The sequence below is a fragment of the Paracoccus sediminicola genome, assembly GCF_027912835.1.
Classification (GTDB): Bacteria; Pseudomonadota; Alphaproteobacteria; order Rhodobacterales; family Rhodobacteraceae; genus Paracoccus; species Paracoccus sediminicola.
Genome location: NZ_CP115769.1, coordinates 105,745 through 124,818 on the forward strand (window position 1 = coordinate 105,745; position 19,074 = coordinate 124,818).

The window sequence follows — 19,074 nt, forward strand, 5'->3', positions numbered from 1 at the left end:
GGTGGTTCCCCTCAGAAAATCTCGATCAGGCCGGCAGCACCCTGGCCGCCGCCGATGCACATGGTGACGACGCCCCATTTCGCGCCGCGCCGCTTGCCCTCCAACAGGATGTGGCCCGCCATGCGCGCGCCGGTCATGCCGAAGGGGTGGCCGATGGCGATCGAGCCGCCATTCACGTTGAAGCGGTCCGGGTCGATGCCCAGCCGGTCGCGGCAATACAGCGCCTGGCTGGCGAAAGCCTCGTTCAGCTCCCACAGGTCGATGTCCTCGACCGTCAGCCCGGCGCGTTCCAGCAGGCGCGGCACGGCAAAGACCGGGCCGATGCCCATCTCGTCCGGCTCGCAGCCGGCGACGGCAAAGCCGCGAAAGGCGCCCAGCGGCGTCACCCCCTCGCGCACGGCCAGATCGCCCTCAATCACCACCAGCGCCGCGGCGCCGTCGGACAGTTGCGAGGCGTTGCCGGCGGTGACGAAGCGGTCCTCGCCCTTGACCGGCTTCAGCGCGGCCAGCGCCTCCAGCGTGGTCGAGGGACGGTTGCATTCGTCCATGGTGAAGGTGACGTCCTCGTTCCGGCTCTCGCCCGTGGCCTTGTCCAGCACGGCGCGGGTCACGTCGAGGGGGATGATCTCGTCCGCGAACAGCCCCGCCTGCTGGGCGGCGGCGATGCGCTGTTGCGAGCGCAGCGCGTATTCGTCCTGCGCCTCGCGGCTGACGCCATAGCGTTCGGCGACGATGTCGGCGGTGTCGATCATCGGCAGATAGAGGTCGGGCTTGTGCGCCTCGATCCAGGCCTCGCGCGAAGGGCGGGGCGGCGGCTGCACCAGGCTGATCGATTCCACGCCGCCGGTCAGGATCGCCTGCGCTCCCTCGACCTGCACCATATGGGCGCCAATCGCCAGCGCCTGCAGCCCCGAGGCGCAGAAGCGGTTCACGGTGGCACCCGCGATGCTGACCGGCAGGCCCGCGCGGATGACGATCTGGCGGGCGATGTTGCCGCCGGTGACGTATTCCGGATAGCCGCAGCCCCAGATGCTGTCCTCGATCAGCGCCGGGTCGATGCCCGCGCGTTCCACCGCGACCGAGGCGATGCGGCCGCCCATGGTCGCGCCATGGGTCAGGTTCAGGCTGCCCCGGCCGGCCTTGCCGATGCCCGTGCGGGCGGTCGAGACGATGACGGCGTCTTTCATGTCGCGTCCTTTCCAGTGTTGGCGTCGGCAAATCTCCCGCCCTGATCCGCAAGCCGGTCCAGCAGCGGCGAGATTTGCCAGAAATAGGGGTCTTCGGCGGCAAAGCGGGCGATGTCGGCGCGGATCGGGTCCAGCCCCTGCGCGTCGGCCCAGTGCATCGGCCCGCCCTTCCAGCGCGGAAAGCCGTAGCCATGCAGCAGCACCACGTCGATGTCCGAGGCGCGGGCGGCGATGCCTTCCTCCAGGATCCTGGCGCCTTCATTCACCATTGCCGCCATGTAGCGAGACTGGATCTCCTCGGGCGTGAAGCTGCGCGGGGTAATCCCTAGCTCGCGGCGGATGCCGTCCAGCATCTCTGCAATCTCGGGGTCGGGGCGGCCCTGCAGGGACTGGTCGTCATAGATGTAATAGCCGCGCCCGGTCTTGCGGCCTAGACGTCCCGCCTCGACCAGCCGGTCGGCGAAGACCGGCACCCGCTCACGCGCATCGCGGGTGGGCGCCTTCCGCTGCCGGGTGGCATAGCCGATGTCCAGCCCGGCAAGGTCGCCCACCTGATAGGGACCCATCGGGAAGCCGAAGCCGACAATCGCTTGATCGACGTCGTAAGGCGAGGCGCCGTCCAGCACCATGTGGTCGGCCGCCGTGCGATAGGCCAATAGCATCCGGTTGCCGATGAAGCCGTCGCAAACGCCCGAGCGCACGCCGATCTTGCCCATCCGCTTGGCCAGCGCAAAGGCGGTCGCCACCACGTCCGGGGCAGTGCAGTCCGCCACGACAATCTCCAGCAGCCGCATCACGTTGGCGGGCGAGAAGAAATGCAGCCCGATGACGTCCTGCGGGCGCGCGGTCGCCTGCGCGATCAGGTTCACGTCCAGATACGACGTATTCGTCGCCAGCACCGCGCCGGGACGGCAGATGCCGTCCAGGGTGCGGAACACCTCGCGCTTGACGTCCAGATCCTCGAACACCGCCTCGATCACCAGATCGACCTGTGCCAGCGGGTCATAGCTTGCGACGGCGCGGAAGGCCTGCGACAGCATCTGGTCGCGCGCCTCGGCCGCCAGCTTGCCGCGCTTGACGGCGCCGTCCAGCATCCGGCCGATGCCAGCGGCGGCCTTGTCGGCCGAGGCCGCATCCCGTTCAACCAGCGTCACGTCCAGCCCTGCGGTCAGCGCCGCCGCCGCGATGCCTTGGCCCATGGTGCCGCCGCCGATGATGCCGACGCGGTCCAGACGGCGCGGGCTGACACCCTTCAGGTCGTCCTGCTGCGCGGCGCGGCGTTCGGCGAAAAAGGCGTGGATCAGGGCCGCGCGCTCGGGCGTCTGCATCAGGTCGGTGAAGGCGCGGCGCTCCAGCGCCATGCCTTCGGCAAAGGGCAGCGCCAGACCTTCGACGATGGTGTCCAGCGCGCGCATCGGGGCGACCTGCCCGCGCGCGGATTTCGCCACCTTTCGGCGCGCGTCCTCGACCGCCGCCGCGTCCACCGTGGGGGCGTCGGCCTGCGCCAGACGGCGCGGCCCCGCGCCCTGACCCAGCAGCCGCCGCGCCTCGGCCGCGCCCGCCTTAACGGGGGCAGTCGCGTCGGCCAGGGTGTCGATCAGCCCCAGTTCCAGCGCGCGGTCCGCGCCGATCTGACGGCCAGAAGTGACAAGCTCGATCGCCGCCTCGACCCCGACGACGCGCGGCAGGCGCTGGGTGCCACCGGCGCCGGGCAGCAGGCCCAGCGTGACTTCGGGCAGGCCCATCCGGGTGCCCGGCACCGCGACGCGGTAATGGGCGCCCAAGGCGACCTCTAGCCCGCCGCCCAGAACCGTGCCGTGCAGCGCCGCGACCACGGGCTTGTCCGAAGCCTCGATGGCGGCGACGACATCGGGCAAGCCAGGCGGCACCGGCGGCTTGCCGAATTCCGAGATATCGGCCCCGGCAATGAAGGTCCGGCCGGCGCAGAACAGCACTGCGATCCGCGCCTCGGGGTCTTGGGCCAGGCGGTCGATGGCCTCGGCCAGCCCTTGCCGGACGGCCGCGGACAGCGCGTTGACAGGCGGGTCGTCGACCTCGATAAAGCCGATCTCGCCCTCGCGGCGATAGGTGACGGGGGTCGGTTCAGCCATGGTCAGGCCTCCATGCGGATCAGGCCGGGGGCCTGTCCTGTCAAGCGTTCCAGGGTGCGGACGGCGGTGGCGAGCTGCGGCCCGACCGCGCTCTCCATCCGCTCGATCGGGGCCTCGCGCGGCAACGCGCCGCAGGTGAATACCACTGGCTCGGCCAGATTGCTGCTGCGGAAGGGCACCGAGACGGCGTTATAGGCGGCCGACGTCCCGCCGCCGGCGGGGGTCGAGACAAAGCCGCGCTGCGCCAGTTCGTCATGCGCCTGCGGCCGGTGGTCCATCATCGCGTGCAGCGCCTGCGCGTCCGGCAGAAGCTCGTCAGCTATGCGCTCGATCTCGGCCGGGCTGGTCGCGGCGATGAAGGCCCGCCAGGAGGAGAAGGGCTGCAAGGGAATCCGCTGCCCGACCTCGAGCCAGATCGAGGCCACGCGCCGCGGCCGCCAGGTGCGGATCAGCACCAGCTTGTCGGCGTCGCGCACCGCCAGCACGACCAGCGTCCCGGTATCGTCGGCCAGATCCTGCATCAGCTCATGCGCCGGCACCAGGAAGGACAGCGAGGCCGCCGCGACATGGCCCACCGCGACCAGCGTCGGCCCCGGCCGGAACCGGTCGTCGCGGGGCGACTGGACCAGATAGCCCAGCTCAAGCAAGGTGAAGGTCAGCCGCGAGACGGTCGATTTCGGCAGCCCCGTGCGCTGCGCGATCTCGGCATTGCTCAACCCGTCATCGGTGACGCGGAAGGCGCGCAGAACCGACAGCCCCCGGGCCAGGGTGGTCGCAAAGCGGGGATCGTTCTGCTCGGTCATCGCCTGCCTCACAAGCCGTTCGGGATCAGGGTCGAGATGGCGGGCACCAGGATCAGGATGGCCAGCACCACAATATCCATCGCCAGGAAGCGCATCACCCCGGCAAAGATCTGGTCCACGGTGATATCCCGCCCGGTGACGTTGCCGATGACAAAGACGTTCAGGCCCACAGGCGGCGTGATCAACCCGATTTCCAGCAGCTTGACCACGATCACCCCGAACCAGATCAGGTCCATGCCCAGATTGTCGACCATCGGGATCACGAAGGGCAAGGTCAGCACGATGATCCCCACCGGGTCGAGGAACATGCCCAGAAAGATATACAGCACCGAGATCGCCACCATCAGCAGCAGCGGCGACAGCCCGGCATCGGCCACCCATTGCGACACCATGCCCGCCGCCCCGGTCAGCGCGACGAAGGACACGAAGATCTTGGCGCAGGCGGCGATCAGGAAGATGGCGGCGGTCTGGATCAGGCTTTCGCGGATCGCGATCCACATGGACCGCAGGCTTAGCGAGCGTTCGGCGAAGCCGATCAGAATGGTCAGCAGGACGCTGACCGCCGCCGCCTCGGTCGCGGTGAAGATGCCGCCATAGATGCCGCCGATGATGACGGTGAACAGCACCAGCGCCGGCCAGGCCGACACCGCCGCCCGCAGCCGCGCCCCCCGGACCAGCGGCGTGGGGTCCACCGGCGCCGCGGACGGATCGCGCGACACCCACCAGAAGACGACGATGACATAGCCCCCCAGCGTCAGAAGACCGGGCAGGATGCCGGCCAGAAACAGCTTGCTGATCGAGGTCTCGGTAAAGATGCCATACAGGATGAACAGCACCGAGGGCGGGATCAGCGACCCCAGCGTGCCCCCCGCCGCGACCGAGGCGGTGGCGAGCCGCGGGTTATAGCCCAGCCGCAGCATCTCCGGCACGCAGATCCGCCCCATGGTCGAGGCGCAGGCGATCGACGACCCCGAAATGGCCGAGAACCCGGCGCAGCCCATCAGCGAGGCGACGCTGACGCCCCCCGGCACCCGGCGTAGCCAGACATTGGCCGCGTCATAGATGCGGGTGGTGATGCCGGTGTGATAGGCGATGTTGCCCAGCGCCACGAAGAGCGGGATCATAGACAGGTCATAGGAGTGGATCAGCTCGAAAAAGCTGTTCACGACCATGGACGAGGTCGGGTTGATGGCGCGTTCCGGGGCAAAGCTGCCGCTGCGGAAGGCATAGATCAGGAAAGTGCCCACGGTCGCCACGCCGGCCAGCACAAAGGCGATCGGCACGCGCAGCGCCAGCAGCACGATGACCATTCCGAAGGCGACAAGTCCGATGGTTGCTGGATCCATCTCAGACGGACTCCTCTTCGGTGTGGGTGGTGACGGTCCCGGTGCGGCGCAGTTCCAGCGCGTCTTCCAGCGCGACCAGCGCCAGCCGGATCGTCATGATCACAAGGCCCAGAAGAAAGGCCAGCTTCATGGGCCAGCGCGGGATGCCCAGAAGCCCGTCATAGAACTCGTTCGACCGCCACGATCCGGCAAGGTTGCGCCAGCTGGCATAGATCAGCGGCAGCACGGCCAGCAGCGCGATGATCCAGCCGAAAACGATCAGCCGGCCCCGCATCCGCGGCGACATGCGGTCGGTGACGAAGGTGACGGCGATATGGGCGCGGCTGGCCGTGGCCGCCGCCAGCGGAAAGACGATGGTGGGGATCATCAGCTCGCGGACGATGATGACGATGTCGGGCACGCTCCAGCCGAAGAACTGGCGGCCGATCACATTGGCGCTGATCGCCAGCGTCAGCGCCAGGGTCGAGACGACCGCGAATTCAAGCAGGATACGTTCGATGGCCTTCATGGTCGCACCTCCGGGTCCGGTCGGACGGGTTCGATCAAGGGATGGCCGGGACCGATGGCGGTCGGGCCGGAAAACGGGCGCGCGTGGGGATCGGCGCGCCCGCTTCTGTCAGGTCAGGCGGGGCTTAGTTGGCCTTGGGCGCCCAGGGATAGCCCTGCTCGTCGCGCTGCTTGGTGTATTCCACGATCAGCGCGGTGTATTCGTCCACCAGCCCTTGACCGTCGAGACCCGCAGCATTCGCGCGCTCGATCCACTCGCCGACATATTTCTTGCCGCCTTCGGCCAGACGCGCGCGATCCTCGTCCGAGATCTTCAGGACTGGAGTGCCCTGATCTTCCAGAATCTTGACAGAGCGGGCGTTGGCGTCGGTCAGGATGCGGGCAAATTCATCGGCCAGCCCCTCGCCCGCGGTCATGATCGCGGTCTGCTGCTCGGGCGTCAGCGCGTCGAAGCTGTCCTTGTTCATCATGATGCCAAGGGCGCCGATCTGGCCGAAATCCAGCTCGGTATAGCTGTCGAAGACCTCGTCGAACTTCAGCGCCTCGACCAGATAGGGATAGGTCTGGGTGCAGTCGATCAGGCCCGTGTCCAGCCCCTGAAACGCCTCGTAGACCGACATGTCGACCGGGGTCGCGCCAAGGTCGTGGAAAACCTTGCCATAGGCGCCGACGCCGCGGATCTTCAGACCCTTGACGTCGTCCAGCGACTCGATGGTCGCGCCCTTGCACCCGACCTGCACGGCCGATGTGGTATAGGTGCCGATATAGACCAGGTTCTGGCTGGCCAGGTTCTCCCTGATCTGCGCGTTCTCGCGCATCAGCTTGTCAGTGGCCTTCATTCCCACCCAAGGATCGGGGTTTGGAATCGGCAGGTCGGCCAGGCCATAGGCGATCATGTCCTGCGGAAAATAAACCCCAATGACCGAGCCCATGTCGGCGACACCATCCCGGATCGACTGAACGGCGACCTTCTCGGAAAACAGCGCGCCGCCCCAGTTCACGTCGATGGTGAGTTCGCCGTTTGTCCGTTCGGCGACCTGGTCGACGAACCACTGCGTGGCCTCGGCGCGCACGCCGCGGTTGGGACCGGCCTCGCCGTAGATCAGCGTCATGGCCATCGCCGCGGACGAGGCCGAGCAGAGCAGGCCGAGGGTCAGGAAACTTGTCGTCAGAAAGCGCATGATGATTCTCCTCCCGTTCCAATTAGTAGCACATTGTGCCATACAATGGAACAAACTTGCGTCGCCTCGAGAAAATTTGCGAGAGTGGCGCGGAGGCTTCGCAGAAAGGATAAAGAGTCGTGTTCAACTTGGCGGGAGAGGGCGTCGTCTTCATTTCCGGCCACGATGCCTGGCTCTACTGCGGCCGGCTGCGCACGCCCGCTGCCCGGACGCCCGCCTGAATGCAGCCTTTTCCCCCGCCGGAACGCTCTGCCCGCACGTTGGTCGCACAGGGCTGCATCATCGTCGTCATTCTGGCGTCCCTTGCCGGCATCTTCATCCACTCTGCCGCCATCGGCCTGACCGCCGGCGCGGCGCTGGCGGTCTTTCTTGTCCTGTGCTGGCGGCAGTTTACTATCGCCACGTGGTTGACCGTCGGCCTTTGCGCCCTGCTGCTGGCCGCGGCAATGGTGTGCGGCATCGACATTGAGACGCTGTCCCGGGGGCTTGAGCGGATGGCTTTCCTGGCAGCGCTGCTGGCGCTTCTGGGCGCGCTGCGGGTGGTTGCCTCGGAGGCACCCGAGGTCGTCCGCGCCGGACGCTATCTCACGACCCGCCCGCCCGGCCGGCGCTATCTGGCAATGAACTTCGGCGGCCATGTCTTCGGCGTCCTGATCAATCTCGGCGGCATCGCGCTGCTGCTGGACATGACGCGGCGGTCGCTGGAGGAAACGAGCGCGCATCTGCCCCCGGATTTGCGGGAATGGCGGCTGCGCCGGATAACGACAGCCGTGCTGCGCGGCTTTGCGCTGGCCCCGCTCTGGTCGCCCATCGGGCTTGGGTTGAACGCCCTGCTGCTGGCGATGCCCGAACTGGAATACGCCGACATCGGGCCTGCGGGGTTGCTGGCAGCGGCGCTGTTCCTTGCTTGGGGCTGGTTTCTGGACTGGGCGGGGGCGCCGCACATCCCGCTTACGTCGCGGGCAGCCCCTCGACCGGATGCCGCCGACCGGGGCGGGGTTGCGCTGCTGGTGATGCATGTGGCGCTGCTGGCTGGGCTGGTCTTCGGGCTGCACGCGGCCACCGGGCTGCAGTTCCAGCAGGCGCTGCTGATCGCCGTGCCGGGCTACAGCCTGGCTTGGGCGGCGCGGATCGGGCGCGGCGGTCCGGGCCGCGCGGGTGCCGCGATGCGCCGCGCCACCGCCGGGACGATCCGGCGCTTTCCCCTGGCCGCCGCCGAGATCGGCGTCTTCGCCTCGGCGGGGCTTCTGTCGGTGCTGGCGCTGGAACTGCTGCCGATCGACCGGGTGCAGGCGCTGGTCGCCGCGCTGATCGGGGCCCCCTGGCAGATGGTCGTCCTGCTCAACCTCTCCATGTTCGCGCTGGCCACGGCAGGGGTGAACCCGATCATCACGGCCTCCGTCCTGGGCGGCCTCGTGACGCAACTGGACGTGCCGGGACTGAGCGATGCGGCCGCGGCGCTGTGCCTTGCGGGAACCTGGAGCTGCGTCATGGGCTTCACGCCGCTGATGACGACGGTGGTCTATGCCGGCGCATTGGTCGGACGGCCCGCGGCGGTCGTGGGCTTCCGCTGGAACGGGCTCTACTGCCTGTCAGGGCTGGCCCTGTGGACGATCGGGATGGCGCTGCTCGTGCAATCGGGCCTGATGTGAGGCTCGCCCCCCTTTTCTTCTGCCACTTGGACAACGGCGCGATGGATGCTGGCGACCGAGGGCTGCGGATCGAGAAGGGCCAGACCCTCGATCAGTTCGACCATCTCCTTCGGGAAGATGCGCGTCCCGGCTTCCGGCCGGATCGGACGTGCAGGGCCTGCCGGCCCATCCGCCCGGTCGCGGGCCGGCCAGCGGCGCGCGGTCCGCATCGGGAGGCCCGCCCCGGCTGCCACCCTTGATGGTGGAGGTGCGGGCGCCGCAGGGCCATGCGGCGGGCGGCGTCCGCCCTGTCCGGCCCCATCCTCCGGTCCCTCCGTCATGATGGTCTTCCCGTCCGCAAGGGGATGGTTCACCGGACGGTCTGAGAATGCGGCGCGGCTCCCTGTAGATTTCTGCGTTTGATGGCGGAAGTCATTCTCATTTGATTGGTACGTTTATGGTATCATTGATGGGGCCTTTAGTGTTACATTCGGGCACGGTCCGCTCTGTGCGCGGCCTCGTCATGACCAGGAGGCACCCATGTCAGAGACCCGCATTGGCTACGCCCGCTGCTCGACCGACAAGCAGGACCTCGCCGCGCAGCGGGTCGCGCTCCTCGATCTCGATGTGGCGGAAGACCGGATCTATACCGATCATGGCCTGACGGGCACCAACCGGGAGCGGCCGGGTCTCGCGCAGGCCCTGGCCGCAGTCCGTGAAGGCGACACGCTTGTCGTCCCGAAGCTCGACCGGCTGGCGCGGTCGGTCCCGGACGCCCGCGCCATCGCCGACGAGTTGGCGACGCGCGGGGTCAAACTGGCATTGGGAGCATCGGTCCACGATCCGACCGATCCGATGGGCAGGATGTTCTTCAACATCCTGCCCACGTTCGCCGAGTTCGAGGCTGACCTGATACGCATGCGCACCAGGGAAGGCATGGCGGTTGCGCGCGCCAAAGGAAAGCTGAAGGGCAAGAAGCCCAAGCTCTCGGATCGCCGTCAGACGGAGTTGCGCCGCATGTATGACACGGGCGATTATTCGATCACCGATCTGGCGGAGCTGTTCGCCGTCTCGCGGCCGACCGTGTATCGCGTCCTGCAGCGGATACCGGGCGCCGATGGAGCCTCATCAGCCGCGCGGTAGAGGATCGTCACTGCGCCTGTGCAATAAGCGCCCCGCGGGCACGGCTACGGCAACCCGAAGGGCGGGAACCGGAAGTTCGCTGCGGCGACAAGCCGATGGCTCAAAAAAGGTGGAAGCCGACATTCGGAGCGGACCAAGGTCGACGTTTGTTCTGCGCGACCGCAAGCCCGCTCCGAGCCCAAACTGACCGCGTTGGTCGTAGGAGGCTTCGCAGTGGCAGCATGGGCGTGCTTGTCGTGATCGGGCCCGAAGCCGACATTCATGCGGTTTGCGGCGAGAGTCCGGTTCGAGCCCAGATCGACCGTTGCTGCGCATCGCATGAATGTCCGTTTCCACCGCACTGGATCAGTTTAGAGGCGGACCCGCAGGTCCGCCCAAGTGAATCAACGCATGGCTTCGGTCAGCGCCTCGGTATCCTCGTAGAAGTGGTAAAGCGCGATTTTACCGTCCTCGACCCTCGTAATCAGGGCCCAATCGCTGACGAAAGGCCTGCCAGTCGCACGCACGGTGTGCGCCAGTGTGCCGTAGAGCGCGGCATGGGTCTCGTCTCCAAACGCCGCAATCACGTCGAAATCACCCGGCTCCAGTACCTCGGCAAAACCAGCGAAGAACGCGGCGGCGCCGTCATGGCCGGTGAATGTTCCGTGCATCGGATTGCCGGGATTACTTCGCGGATTGGTCGACACGAAGACCGCGTCGGGCGAAACTAGGGCCATGGCAGTTTCCATCGCATCTGAGAAGACCGCAGCGAGGAAGGCTTGGGTAACCTGGGCGGCGGATTGTGTTACATCGGTCATCAGGAAACTCCTTGATTGATTGTGGTCGGGGGAAATCCGGCAAGCACCAGCTTGCCGATGGTACGCTTGCCCTCGATCCGGGAATGGGCCGCGCGCAGGTTGGCAGCGTTGATCGAACCGAGAATTTCCGGCGTGGCGGGGGGCAATCGTCCGTCGTCGATCAAGGTCGCCACATGGTTTAGGATGACGCCTTGCCGTGTCCGGTCAGGGGTGGCGAACATGGACCGCGTGAACATGAATTCCCAGGTCAGCGTGGCGCTTTTCTGCATCAGCAGATTCATGTCGGGCGGTGTGTCAAACGGAACGATACAGCAGATGCGCCCCTGCGGCGCGAGCATCGTCGCAAGGACAGGGAAGTGCGCGTCGGGGTCGGCGGCCAAAAGGATCAGGTCCGGCGCTGGCAGGTCGCGTGCAGACAGCTCTGCGGCCATGTCGCCCGAATGGTCGATCACTGCATCCGCGCCAAGCTTCAGGCACCAATCACGCGACTGATCTCGTGATGCAGTGGCGATGATAGTCAGACCAGGCACCATACGTGCGAGTTGGATTGCCATTGACCCAACCCCTCCGGCACCGCCGACGATCAAAAGGGTTCTTGCCGGAGCATCGATTTCTGCCATTCCACCGGGTTCAGGCAAGCCGATCCGTTCGAAGAGTGCTTCCCACGCGGTCAGCGCCGTCAGCGGCAGCGCCGCGGCATGTGCAGCGCGCAACCCTTTGGGCCGATGACCGACGAGTGCGGCCTCGACAATGTGCAACTCGGCATTGCCGCCAGGCCGGGTCAAATCGCCTGCATAGAAAACAGCGTCGCCGGGGGAAAAGCCTGTCACTTCGGCTCCAATGTCGATCACCGTGCCTGCCACGTCCCACCCGAAAACGGCAAAGGTGTCGTCAGCCACTTTGCGCATCCGCACCCGGGCATCGGCGGGGTTAACGGAAATTGCCTCGACCCGAACCAAGAGGTCCTCGGCCTCTGGGAGCGGCGCCGGCAGGTCTCGGTCGACCAAAGACTGTGGCTCGCTAGCGGGTAGCGCCCGCCATGCTCCAATTGCCTTCATGGATTATCCTCGGATTACCTCTTGCATTGGCGGTGAAGATAGTTCGAGTATTTCTGTCCGAAAGTCGGAAAAAATTGGCATGATATGGGCATAAATAATCAGACTGATCCGCTGGCCTGGGATGATCTAAGATTCTTCTTGGCGCTCGTACGTGCGGGCAGCCTGATGGCTGCGGCCCGGGTCCTGGGGGTCGAGCATTCAACCGTCTCGCGCCGGATAGGCGGGCTCGAAGCAACACTCGGGCTGCGCTTGTTCAACCGGTTGCCGCGAGGCTGGCGACCAACACCGGAGGGAGCGCGGCTTGTGGCGCAGGCCGAAGCGGTTGAGCGCGAAGTCGCGGCCTTGTCGCGGGCCGCTGCGGGACTCGATGCGCTGACTGGCGAGGTTCGTATCTCGGCGCCCCCGGTACTGCTGGCGATGCTGGTGGCGCCGGGGCTGACGACACTTAGGCAGACGCATCCGGGTTTGGTGCCAATTCTGATTGGTGCAAGGCAGGCCAGCGACCTGGACCGGGCAGAGGCTGATATTGCCCTGCGGATAGGCGTGGTCGTCGGTCCGGATCTGGTTATCCGCCGACTCGGATCGGTGGCCTATGGTTTATACGGGCGTCCCGACCAGATCGCGTTGCCGCCGACGAAACGTGTATACCTGGGTTTTGATGACAGCCTGCCCGACCTGCCCCAAGCCCGTTGGTTGGAACTGCGAGCTGATGCCGAGACCGCATGTATCGGGTTGCGCAGCAACGACATGGCGACACTGATTGCCAGTGCTCGCGCCGGGTTAGGTCTTGCGCTGCTGCCACGCTTTGCTGCGCGCGCTCTGCCCGATCTGATCGAACTTCCAGACGATGATCCCTTCGAGCCCCGCCCACTGTACCTTGTGATGCACCCTGATATCCGCCGCTCGGCGCGCGTGCGGCAGGTAGCCGACCACCTTGACGGATTCATTGGCAAGGAATTGGATCGGTTCGGGTGAAGGGCATTGCATCGATTCACAGCCAAATTCTCCGGCCTAAACAGCGCCAAGTTTACGTGAACCGCATTGCAGACCAGAACTTAACGGCTTATCCCCAACGATAGCTCCACCACTTTTGACAAAACTCCGGAGCGGTCATTGGTGAGGCGCTGCGAAAGCTCGCTCCGTCAGCGCTGCCAACGTGTATCTTCACTGAAATGCTGCAAGACGCACCAACGGCAGCTTCGATGGGCCGCGCCGCAGCGTCACGAGGGCCTGGCGAGTGACGGCAATGGGCCGGCCGCGACGGACCGGCCCCTGGCGCTCAAATCTCTACCGACTCTGCAATCGCGAGCGCATCCTCAAGTTCGACGCCGAGGTAACGCACGGTGCTGTCCATCTTCGTATGGCCAAGCAATAGCTGAACTGCTCTAAGATTGCCGGTCTTTCGATAAATCTGCGCAACCTTGGTGCGGCGCATAGAATGGGTGCCGTAGGCGCTCGGCTCGAGACCAATAGAGACCACCCATTCCCGGACGAGGCGAGCATACTGCCGCGTCGAAATGTGAAGCCGTTCATGAAACCGTCCCGGCCAGAGATGCTTCGACCCGACCATTAACGGGGATTCGAGCCAAGCTTCGATTGCCTTGCAAGTCCCTTCGGTAATCTCGAAGCTGACGGGCCTGCCTGTTTTGCTCTGAACGATCGAAGCGCGGTGCTTGACCTGCCCCGCCGCGTAGACGTCGGCGACCTTGAGCCGCACCAGGTCGCAGCCACGTAATTTGCTGTCGATGGCGAGGTTAAAGAGCGCCAGTTCTCGCGTCCGATGGGCGATCTCAAGCCGGACCCTGATCGCCCAAACATGCTTCGGTTGCAGCGGACGTTTCTGGCCGACGATGCGCCCTTTGTTCCAAGCGGGACGGCAGGCACGGATTGCTGGCAGGTTGGCGGTAGACATGGCGGTTCCTCCACTCCACCGGTCCCACCACGTCTTCGGAACTTCGCCGACGCCCAACCATACCATCGATCTGCGGCAAAGATCCGCTTCGAGGCCAAAGTAGACCAAGTCTCGGGTGCCTGTTCATTTTCTGACAGATGCCAGATAGGCGCGGCACATCGCCTTGAGATCGGATTTCAGCGCCGAAATCTTGTCCTGTTCCAGCCCACGCTCGAAGGCATTGCGGACGGTGCCGTAGATCACAGCTGTCAGAGACAAGTTGATCTGGTCAATGTCTCCGGTGGACAGATCCGGGCAGGCGCGAAACATTCCCTCGGTTGCCCTGTCGACACGCGCGGCGAAGTCATGCACGAGCGCGTCGTTGTCCAGCTCTGCCACGGATCGATAGAGCGCGTGGGTCAATTCCATCCGTTCAGTCTTCACGGACCAATAGGTGTCGATCAGGGCCTCGGCGCCCTCGCAAGCCCGGCGCCCCGCCATACGTGCGCAGGTCTCTTCCACTTTTTCCGCCAGCCTGGTGAGGAACCGCTCATTCAACGCATAGACAAGGGCATGCTTGTTCGGAAAATATTGATACATGGTGCCCACCGAGACGCCGGCACGCTCTGCAACCGAGGTGGTTGTCAGGCCAGCCATGCCCTGCTTCAGCAAAACCTGAATCGTCGCCTCGAATATCGCGTCCACAGTCACACGTGACCGCGATTGTGACGGTGTTTTCCTGGGCTTGAGTGCGCTTGCTGAATGCTCGGACATATGCGAATCCCAAAACTGAATCTTCCTTCATATATCTGGCTTACCAGAACAAAAGGAAAGACTTATGACCCAGAAACGCATCGCGCTGGTCACCGGCGCCAACAAGGGAATCGGCTTCGAAACGGCTCGGAAGCTGGGTGAGGCGGGCGTTCATGTCCTGCTGGGAAGCCGCGACAAGGCGCGGGGGGACTCCGCTGCCGCGACATTGATGAACGACGGGTTCAGTGCCGAAAGCCTCCATCTTGACCTTGACGACGCCGAGACCATCGCTGCCGCTGCTGCGGCGATCAAGGGGCGTTTCGGTCGATTGGACATCCTCGTCAACAATGCCGGCGTCTTTGATTTTGGCGACGCAGCGCCCGGCAATGCCTCTCTTGAAGCGGTGCGCCGGGTGATGGAGATCAACTTCATCGGTGCGCTGGCGGTGACCCAGGCAATGTTGCCCCTGCTGCGCGCCGCGCCGGAGGCTCGCATCGTGAACCTGTCAAGTTCCATGGGCTCCCTGACCGAGAATGCCGATCCGGATGCGCCCTACTACTCGCAGCGCTTCATCGGATATAATGCCTCCAAGGCGGCATTAAACATGCTGACGATTCAGCTGCATGAAGAGCTGAAGGGTGAAGGCATCAAGGTGAACTCCGTCAGCCCTGGTTTCGTCAAAACCGACCTAACCGGATTTGGTGATATGACGGCAGAGGAAGGCGCCCGGCTGCCCGCCGAGTATGCTCTCACGGCCGATGCCAGCGGTCGCTTCGTGGAGCCGACTGGCGCAACGCCCTGGTGAATGGAAGCAAAGTCCGCCCTGCCGACCTTCATCCTCCGATGATGCTGCGCGATGGACGAATGGCCGGTCTAGTGAAGCTGCACCGCGGCGATCGGCAAGGGACTGAACGGCAGGTCAGGGCCGGGACTGTCATTCGATGGGAACCTTCGCCTTCATCTTCTTCCTGAAATCCGACGCTTTCCTGATGGCCTCCTTGTCGGATGGCCGCAGTGATTCCCGTGCCTCGGCATCCGTCAGGGCAGGTTGGGCAGCCTCGACCTCCGCGATGATCTCCTTTGCGGTGATGCCTGCCGGCGGCGCATAGGCGAGCGGCCGGAACTGCGCCACCTGGCCTTGCAGCTTCTCGATCTCGTGACGCATCGACCTGATCTGATGCCGCTCGTCGGGATAGGGCAGCGGTCCGGACTGCGCCGCCATGATCTTCGAGAAATAGGGGTCTTCGTAATAGACGATGCGATCAGCCAGGATCGGGTTCTGCCGTTCGGGGATCAGGATAACCTTCGAGGCGTCGAGTTTCTTGACCTCGTCCGGGCTCATCAGCGGACGCTCTTCGTTCCGGCGCGACACGGACCGTCTGCGGAAGCCACGGCCGTCTGAGGACAGGCTGTCGCTGACCGAAAGGCGGGTTGTCTTGCCCAGAGCCTCGGAAACCTCGGCAGCGGTCTTTTTCTCGTTCGGACTGATGAAGAGCTTCATCCCTGCCGCAGATTCGACCGACAGGCGATCATTTTCGCCATAGATATTGTCGAGACCGGGGATGGACTGCGTGATGATCGACACGCGCCCGCCGTGCCCAGCCAGCTGCTTCAGCGACTGGACGACGATGGGCATCTTGCCCAACTGGTCGAACTCGTCGAGGATGATCTGCACCGGCCAGGGCTCGGTTTTCGGGTTCGGCAGCGACGACCTCAGGGTGGCGATCAATTCACCGAACAGCAGGCGCATCAGCGGTGCGAGGGTGGTGATATCGTCGCTGTTGACGACGATATAGACGGATTGGGGCTTCATCCGGAGTGTCGACCAGCTGAAGTCATTGCCGCTGGTGACGCGATCGACCTTCGGGTTCACCCAGAGACCTAGGCCCGCGCCCTTCAGGAACACGGTTTTTGCGGTGGCGAAAGGGGACAGCCATGATAGACCTGAAGCCGTGCGCGCATCACCGACCCGAGCGGCCGATGGGCGGCCAGGCTGTGGGCTGGGCGGAAGGTCATCACTTCATCGGAAATAGCTGGCGCGCGCCGAGCTGTAGGCTTCCCGCGCGGGGCTGCGAATCTTGGCCACGGTGCGATGCTGTTTGCCCTGTGACGGCCACTCGACCAAGGCGTCCTCGATCGGCTGCGTCTCTGCGTTCCTCCAGAGCTGGACCTTCAGCTCGAATACCGCCTCGTGATCGCGGAAGTAATTGGTCGAGGCGTGGCGAAAGCCGTCCTCGTCCTCGTGCGGGTCGAGTTGCCACTCTCTAAGCGCATCCTGTGTCGGAGATCCCGGCACGGCACCGACGCATAGTCGATCAGCAGGTCCTGCCCGCGATAGGCGGTGACGGAGGTCGTGCAGATGATGGATGCACCCTTCTCAAGATGCGCAATGCCGCCTGCACCATGTAGAAATGACCGCCGATGTTCGTCCGGCACGTGCGGAAACGCTGCTCTTCGGATATCTCTATGCCCTCTTCCCGCGCATGCTGTTCGGCGGCGTTGCAGATCAACACGTCAAACCTGCCGAACCTCTCGAGGGTCCGGCTTACCGCTTCTTCGCAGAACCCCTTGCGCGAGCTCTCCAAGGCGCAAGCGGCCTTTGGCGTGTCAGAACGTGATTTGACCGTTTTGCAGGGACTCCTCAGCTTCTCTCCAGACGATGCACTTGGCGGGAACGCCGAGATGGTAGTCTTCCCCTCGAACAAGACGATCTGTGAGCGCCTGAATGGGATGCCGTGCTCAACGATGCGTCGTCACCTCGCGCGTCTTGTCGACCCGAAGGGTTTCGTGGTTTCGTGCTGATGCTGCATGGCTGCACGCAGACGCCCGACGATTTCGCGCACGGCACGCGAATGAACGAGGCCGCCGAGAAAGACGGCTATATCGTCGCCTATGCTGAGCAGTCGCGCGCCCATAACATGCAATCTTGCTGGTACTGGTTCCGCCCGGAAGATCAGGCCCGCGGCCAGGGCGAGCCGGAAATTCTGGCCGGAATTGCGCGCGCCTTGCTGGCCGAGTTCGATCTGCCGAGCGATCGGGCCTTTGTCGCCGGCCTATCCGCTGGCGGCGCGATGGCCGCGATCTTGGCCGAAGCCTATCCGGATCTCTTTGCCGCGGCGGGCGTGCATTCCGGCCTTCCCGCTGGCGCGGCCAACGATATCGTCTCGGCCTTCGCGGCCATGCGGGGCGAGGGCCGAGACGGACCCCGGTCGCAGCGGAGGCCGATGATTGTCTTCCACGGCTTGGCGGATACGACCGTCGCCCCTATAAATGGCGACCGGCTGGTCAGCGGAGCAGGCATCGAGACCCGGCACGAAGGCAATGGCCGCACCTGGTCGCGCCTAATCGCTAGCGATGGCTCGGAACTTTGGCGCGTCGAGCAGGCCGGCCATGCGTGGTTCGGCGGCGATCCCGCAGGCTCCTATACCGATCCGCTTGGGCCCGACGCCACGGGCGAGATGCTGCGATTCTTTACGCAAGTGGTCGAAATTGATGTTGCACGTAGTGAGATCAGTTCTCGCTAGCGCTGAAAACACGGCCAAGGTCGTGATGATACTCGATGGTTTGGTGTTTGCATGACTGATTCTTCGTTCCGCCACGCCCCCCACAACATCAACCCGACGTTGACTAAGGTATTATATCATATGATGCTACACCGTATCTTCGGTCTGGAATGAGCCCTGATCGACCCTGGCCGTCACTAGTCTTTTATCGTGACACGCGCGTAGCAAACGCCTAGGTGTTTGATCCCACGGTTTGATGGTGCGATCCATTCGTCGGAATGGAAGGAAGCACTATGGGACAAGTTCCTCACGGCTGCGCTACGACCACGCACGCCATCCGAGCAGCAATACAGCGATCGCAAGCTTCGATCGCGGAACTGAGCCAGGAGTTTGGGATCAATCCGAAGACCGTGGCGAAATGGCGTAAGGGCGAGACGGTCGAGGATCTGAAGACTGGGCCCAAGCTTCTCGGATGCGGGATACCTCATTCGTCGTCGCCCCCATCCGCGATCATGCTTTTTTTAAGCAAGCGGTTTTCCAGCGTCAGGTCCGCCACGCACTCCTTCAGCGCACGGGCTTCGCGGCGCAAGTCCTGCACGTCACCGGAGGTCGCCGCACGGGCGGTGTCCCCGGCCAGGCGGCGTTTGCCGTTCAGCGTGGCCTTGAACCACTGGCGGCTCACGCCTCACTCCATGAACTCCTTGGACCAGCTGTAGTACAGACTCTGCGCGATGCCCTCTTTGCGGCACTACTCGGTGATACTGTCGTCACCGCGAAGACCTTCAAGCACGATGCGGATCTTGTCTTCGGCCGAGAAGTGGCGGCGGGTCTGACGCCGGATGTCCTTGACCACCCGCTCTGCAGGGGGCTTGGTCGGCGATTTTGAATTGGAGGATTTGGGCTTCATCTTCGTTCCTTCGTCACTACGACGAAGCCCAAATCCTCCTCAAATCACAACCTCAAATCTGTGCCATAGCCGCTGACGGGGGACATGGCAGGCTGAAGACGCTCAGCGGTCTCACGCCCTAGGAATACATCTGCAAAGTCTGGACTTCAGAGCCGGACAGATTCATCGTCGATCCGATCCACCAGATGCCGGGACTGAACACCTAGAAGCGATTTTACATAGGCTCGCTTGCTGTTCATTGGCTCTGCCTGCGTTT

At 64.4% G+C, this 19,074-nt stretch carries 18 protein-coding genes and 4 pseudogenes; 8 read left to right on the plus strand and 14 right to left on the minus strand.

The genetic code is table 11. The annotated features are described in order from the left end of the window. Window positions 1–11 precede the first annotated feature (11 nt). From PAF18_RS16170 to PAF18_RS16195, 6 genes are all read right to left on the minus strand, one after another. Complete coding sequence (locus tag PAF18_RS16170; RefSeq protein WP_271071067.1) at window positions 12–1,187, minus strand: acetyl-CoA C-acyltransferase; 1,176 nt, start codon at window positions 1,185–1,187, stop codon at window positions 12–14. Continuing rightward, entirely contained in the window at window positions 1,184–3,298 is a 2,115-nt protein-coding gene (locus PAF18_RS16175) for a 3-hydroxyacyl-CoA dehydrogenase NAD-binding domain-containing protein (RefSeq protein ID WP_271114196.1), read from the minus strand. Before PAF18_RS16175 ends, PAF18_RS16170 begins: the two co-directional genes overlap by 4 nt. Window positions 3,299–3,300: 2 nt before the next feature. After that, the gene (locus PAF18_RS16180) at window positions 3,301–4,101 is read right to left on the minus strand and encodes an IclR family transcriptional regulator (protein ID WP_271114197.1); all 801 of its coding nucleotides are present in this window, start codon (window positions 4,099–4,101) and stop codon (window positions 3,301–3,303) included. A gap of 8 nt (window positions 4,102–4,109) precedes the next feature. Continuing rightward, entirely contained in the window at window positions 4,110–5,447 is a 1,338-nt protein-coding gene (locus PAF18_RS16185; RefSeq protein WP_271071064.1) for a TRAP transporter large permease, read from the minus strand. Between the two features lies 1 nt (window position 5,448). Continuing rightward, entirely contained in the window at window positions 5,449–5,955 is a 507-nt protein-coding gene (locus PAF18_RS16190) for a TRAP transporter small permease (RefSeq protein WP_101500522.1), read from the minus strand. Window positions 5,956–6,079: 124 nt separating this feature from the next. Then, window positions 6,080–7,135: a C4-dicarboxylate TRAP transporter substrate-binding protein gene (locus PAF18_RS16195; protein ID WP_271071062.1), complete on the minus strand. Its 1,056-nt coding sequence runs from the start codon at window positions 7,133–7,135 to the stop codon at window positions 6,080–6,082. A gap of 260 nt (window positions 7,136–7,395) precedes the next feature. Between PAF18_RS16195 and PAF18_RS16200 the strand changes: the two genes are divergently transcribed. Both PAF18_RS16200 and PAF18_RS16205 read left to right on the plus strand, forming a co-directional pair. Continuing rightward, a complete protein-coding gene (locus PAF18_RS16200; RefSeq protein WP_271118182.1) occupies window positions 7,396–8,787 on the plus strand; it encodes a hypothetical protein in 1,392 nt (463 codons plus the stop codon). A 519-nt stretch (window positions 8,788–9,306) separates the two neighbouring features. After that, window positions 9,307–9,909 carry a recombinase family protein gene (locus PAF18_RS16205; RefSeq protein ID WP_271118183.1) on the plus strand — a complete coding sequence of 201 codons (603 nt, stop codon included), beginning with the start codon at window positions 9,307–9,309 and terminating at the stop codon, window positions 9,907–9,909. Window positions 9,910–10,292: 383 nt separating this feature from the next. On the opposite strand, the gene PAF18_RS16210 is transcribed toward PAF18_RS16205, so the two are convergent. Both PAF18_RS16210 and PAF18_RS16215 read right to left on the minus strand, forming a co-directional pair. Beyond that, entirely contained in the window at window positions 10,293–10,706 is a 414-nt protein-coding gene (locus PAF18_RS16210; protein WP_271118184.1) for a nuclear transport factor 2 family protein, read from the minus strand. Next, window positions 10,706–11,764, minus strand: coding sequence for a zinc-binding alcohol dehydrogenase family protein (locus PAF18_RS16215; RefSeq protein WP_271118185.1), 1,059 nt, complete (start codon window positions 11,762–11,764; stop codon window positions 10,706–10,708). The genes PAF18_RS16210 and PAF18_RS16215 overlap by 1 nt, the downstream gene beginning before the upstream one ends. An 84-nt stretch (window positions 11,765–11,848) precedes the next feature. Between PAF18_RS16215 and PAF18_RS16220 the strand changes: the two genes are divergently transcribed. Then, window positions 11,849–12,739, plus strand: coding sequence for a LysR family transcriptional regulator (locus PAF18_RS16220; RefSeq protein WP_271118186.1), 891 nt, complete (start codon window positions 11,849–11,851; stop codon window positions 12,737–12,739). 304 nt (window positions 12,740–13,043) lie between these two features. Here PAF18_RS16220 and PAF18_RS16225 read toward each other — a convergent pair whose 3' ends face one another. Continuing rightward, window positions 13,044–13,676: a tyrosine-type recombinase/integrase gene (locus PAF18_RS16225; protein ID WP_271118187.1), complete on the minus strand. Its 633-nt coding sequence runs from the start codon at window positions 13,674–13,676 to the stop codon at window positions 13,044–13,046. Window positions 13,677–13,799: 123 nt separating this feature from the next. Next, window positions 13,800–14,360 (minus strand): TetR/AcrR family transcriptional regulator, encoded by a 561-nt coding sequence (locus PAF18_RS16230; RefSeq protein ID WP_271118188.1) that lies wholly within the window; start codon window positions 14,358–14,360, stop codon window positions 13,800–13,802. A gap of 133 nt (window positions 14,361–14,493) precedes the next feature. Here PAF18_RS16230 and PAF18_RS16235 point away from each other — a divergent pair, with 133 nt between their 5' ends. Continuing rightward, a complete protein-coding gene (locus PAF18_RS16235; protein WP_271118189.1) occupies window positions 14,494–15,213 on the plus strand; it encodes an SDR family oxidoreductase in 720 nt (239 codons plus the stop codon). A 129-nt stretch (window positions 15,214–15,342) separates the two neighbouring features. Here the strand turns inward: PAF18_RS16235 and PAF18_RS16240 are convergent, their stop codons facing one another. The 3 genes from PAF18_RS16240 to PAF18_RS16250 form a co-directional block, all read right to left on the minus strand. Then, complete coding sequence (locus tag PAF18_RS16240) at window positions 15,343–16,314, minus strand: type IV secretory system conjugative DNA transfer family protein (protein ID WP_271118190.1); 972 nt, start codon at window positions 16,312–16,314, stop codon at window positions 15,343–15,345. A 114-nt stretch (window positions 16,315–16,428) separates the two neighbouring features. After that, the gene (locus PAF18_RS16245) at window positions 16,429–16,704 is read right to left on the minus strand and encodes a catalase family protein (protein WP_218132556.1); all 276 of its coding nucleotides are present in this window, start codon (window positions 16,702–16,704) and stop codon (window positions 16,429–16,431) included. 19 nt (window positions 16,705–16,723) lie between these two features. After that, the gene (locus PAF18_RS16250) at window positions 16,724–17,053 is read right to left on the minus strand and encodes an SDR family oxidoreductase (protein ID WP_271118242.1); all 330 of its coding nucleotides are present in this window, start codon (window positions 17,051–17,053) and stop codon (window positions 16,724–16,726) included. On the opposite strand from PAF18_RS16250, the pseudogene PAF18_RS16255 reads away from it, so the two are divergent. The 3 genes and pseudogenes from PAF18_RS16255 to PAF18_RS16265 all read left to right on the plus strand — a co-directional run. Beyond that, a pseudogene (locus tag PAF18_RS16255) lies at window positions 16,977–17,183 on the plus strand (helix-turn-helix domain-containing protein); the annotation flags it as partial. The gene PAF18_RS16250 and the pseudogene PAF18_RS16255 overlap by 77 nt on opposite strands. 26 nt (window positions 17,184–17,209) lie before the next feature. Then, window positions 17,210–17,932: an extracellular catalytic domain type 1 short-chain-length polyhydroxyalkanoate depolymerase gene (locus PAF18_RS16260; RefSeq protein ID WP_090525117.1), complete on the plus strand. Its 723-nt coding sequence runs from the start codon at window positions 17,210–17,212 to the stop codon at window positions 17,930–17,932. Between the two features lie 272 nt (window positions 17,933–18,204). Continuing rightward, window positions 18,205–18,375 (plus strand): annotated as a pseudogene (locus PAF18_RS16265) (helix-turn-helix domain-containing protein); the annotation flags it as partial. Here PAF18_RS16265 and PAF18_RS16270 read toward each other — a convergent pair. Next, window positions 18,373–18,818: pseudogene (locus PAF18_RS16270) on the minus strand (transposase); the annotation flags it as partial. The pseudogenes PAF18_RS16265 and PAF18_RS16270 sit on opposite strands and share 3 nt — an antisense overlap. An 89-nt stretch (window positions 18,819–18,907) precedes the next feature. Here PAF18_RS16270 and PAF18_RS16275 point away from each other — a divergent pair. After that, window positions 18,908–19,024: pseudogene (locus tag PAF18_RS16275) on the plus strand (IS481 family transposase); the annotation flags it as partial. Window positions 19,025–19,074: the final 50 nt, after the last annotated feature.

Coding starts and splice junctions, on each gene's coding strand:
- PAF18_RS16235 (WP_271118189.1), top strand. CDS start 14,494: ATGACCCAGAAACGCATCGCGCTGGTCACCGGCGCCAACAAGGGAATC.
- PAF18_RS16180 (WP_271114197.1), bottom strand. CDS start 4,101: ATGACCGAGCAGAACGATCCCCGCTTTGCGACCACCCTGGCCCGGGGG.
- PAF18_RS16205 (WP_271118183.1), top strand. CDS start 9,307: ATGTCAGAGACCCGCATTGGCTACGCCCGCTGCTCGACCGACAAGCAG.
- PAF18_RS16170 (WP_271071067.1), bottom strand. CDS start 1,187: ATGAAAGACGCCGTCATCGTCTCGACCGCCCGCACGGGCATCGGCAAG.
- PAF18_RS16225 (WP_271118187.1), bottom strand. CDS start 13,676: ATGTCTACCGCCAACCTGCCAGCAATCCGTGCCTGCCGTCCCGCTTGG.
- PAF18_RS16175 (WP_271114196.1), bottom strand. CDS start 3,298: ATGGCTGAACCGACCCCCGTCACCTATCGCCGCGAGGGCGAGATCGGC.
- PAF18_RS16220 (WP_271118186.1), top strand. CDS start 11,849: ATGGGCATAAATAATCAGACTGATCCGCTGGCCTGGGATGATCTAAGA.
- PAF18_RS16260 (WP_090525117.1), top strand. CDS start 17,210: ATGCTGCATGGCTGCACGCAGACGCCCGACGATTTCGCGCACGGCACG.
- PAF18_RS16210 (WP_271118184.1), bottom strand. CDS start 10,706: ATGACCGATGTAACACAATCCGCCGCCCAGGTTACCCAAGCCTTCCTC.
- PAF18_RS16185 (WP_271071064.1), bottom strand. CDS start 5,447: ATGGATCCAGCAACCATCGGACTTGTCGCCTTCGGAATGGTCATCGTG.
- PAF18_RS16195 (WP_271071062.1), bottom strand. CDS start 7,135: ATGCGCTTTCTGACGACAAGTTTCCTGACCCTCGGCCTGCTCTGCTCG.
- PAF18_RS16190 (WP_101500522.1), bottom strand. CDS start 5,955: ATGAAGGCCATCGAACGTATCCTGCTTGAATTCGCGGTCGTCTCGACC.
- PAF18_RS16215 (WP_271118185.1), bottom strand. CDS start 11,764: ATGAAGGCAATTGGAGCATGGCGGGCGCTACCCGCTAGCGAGCCACAG.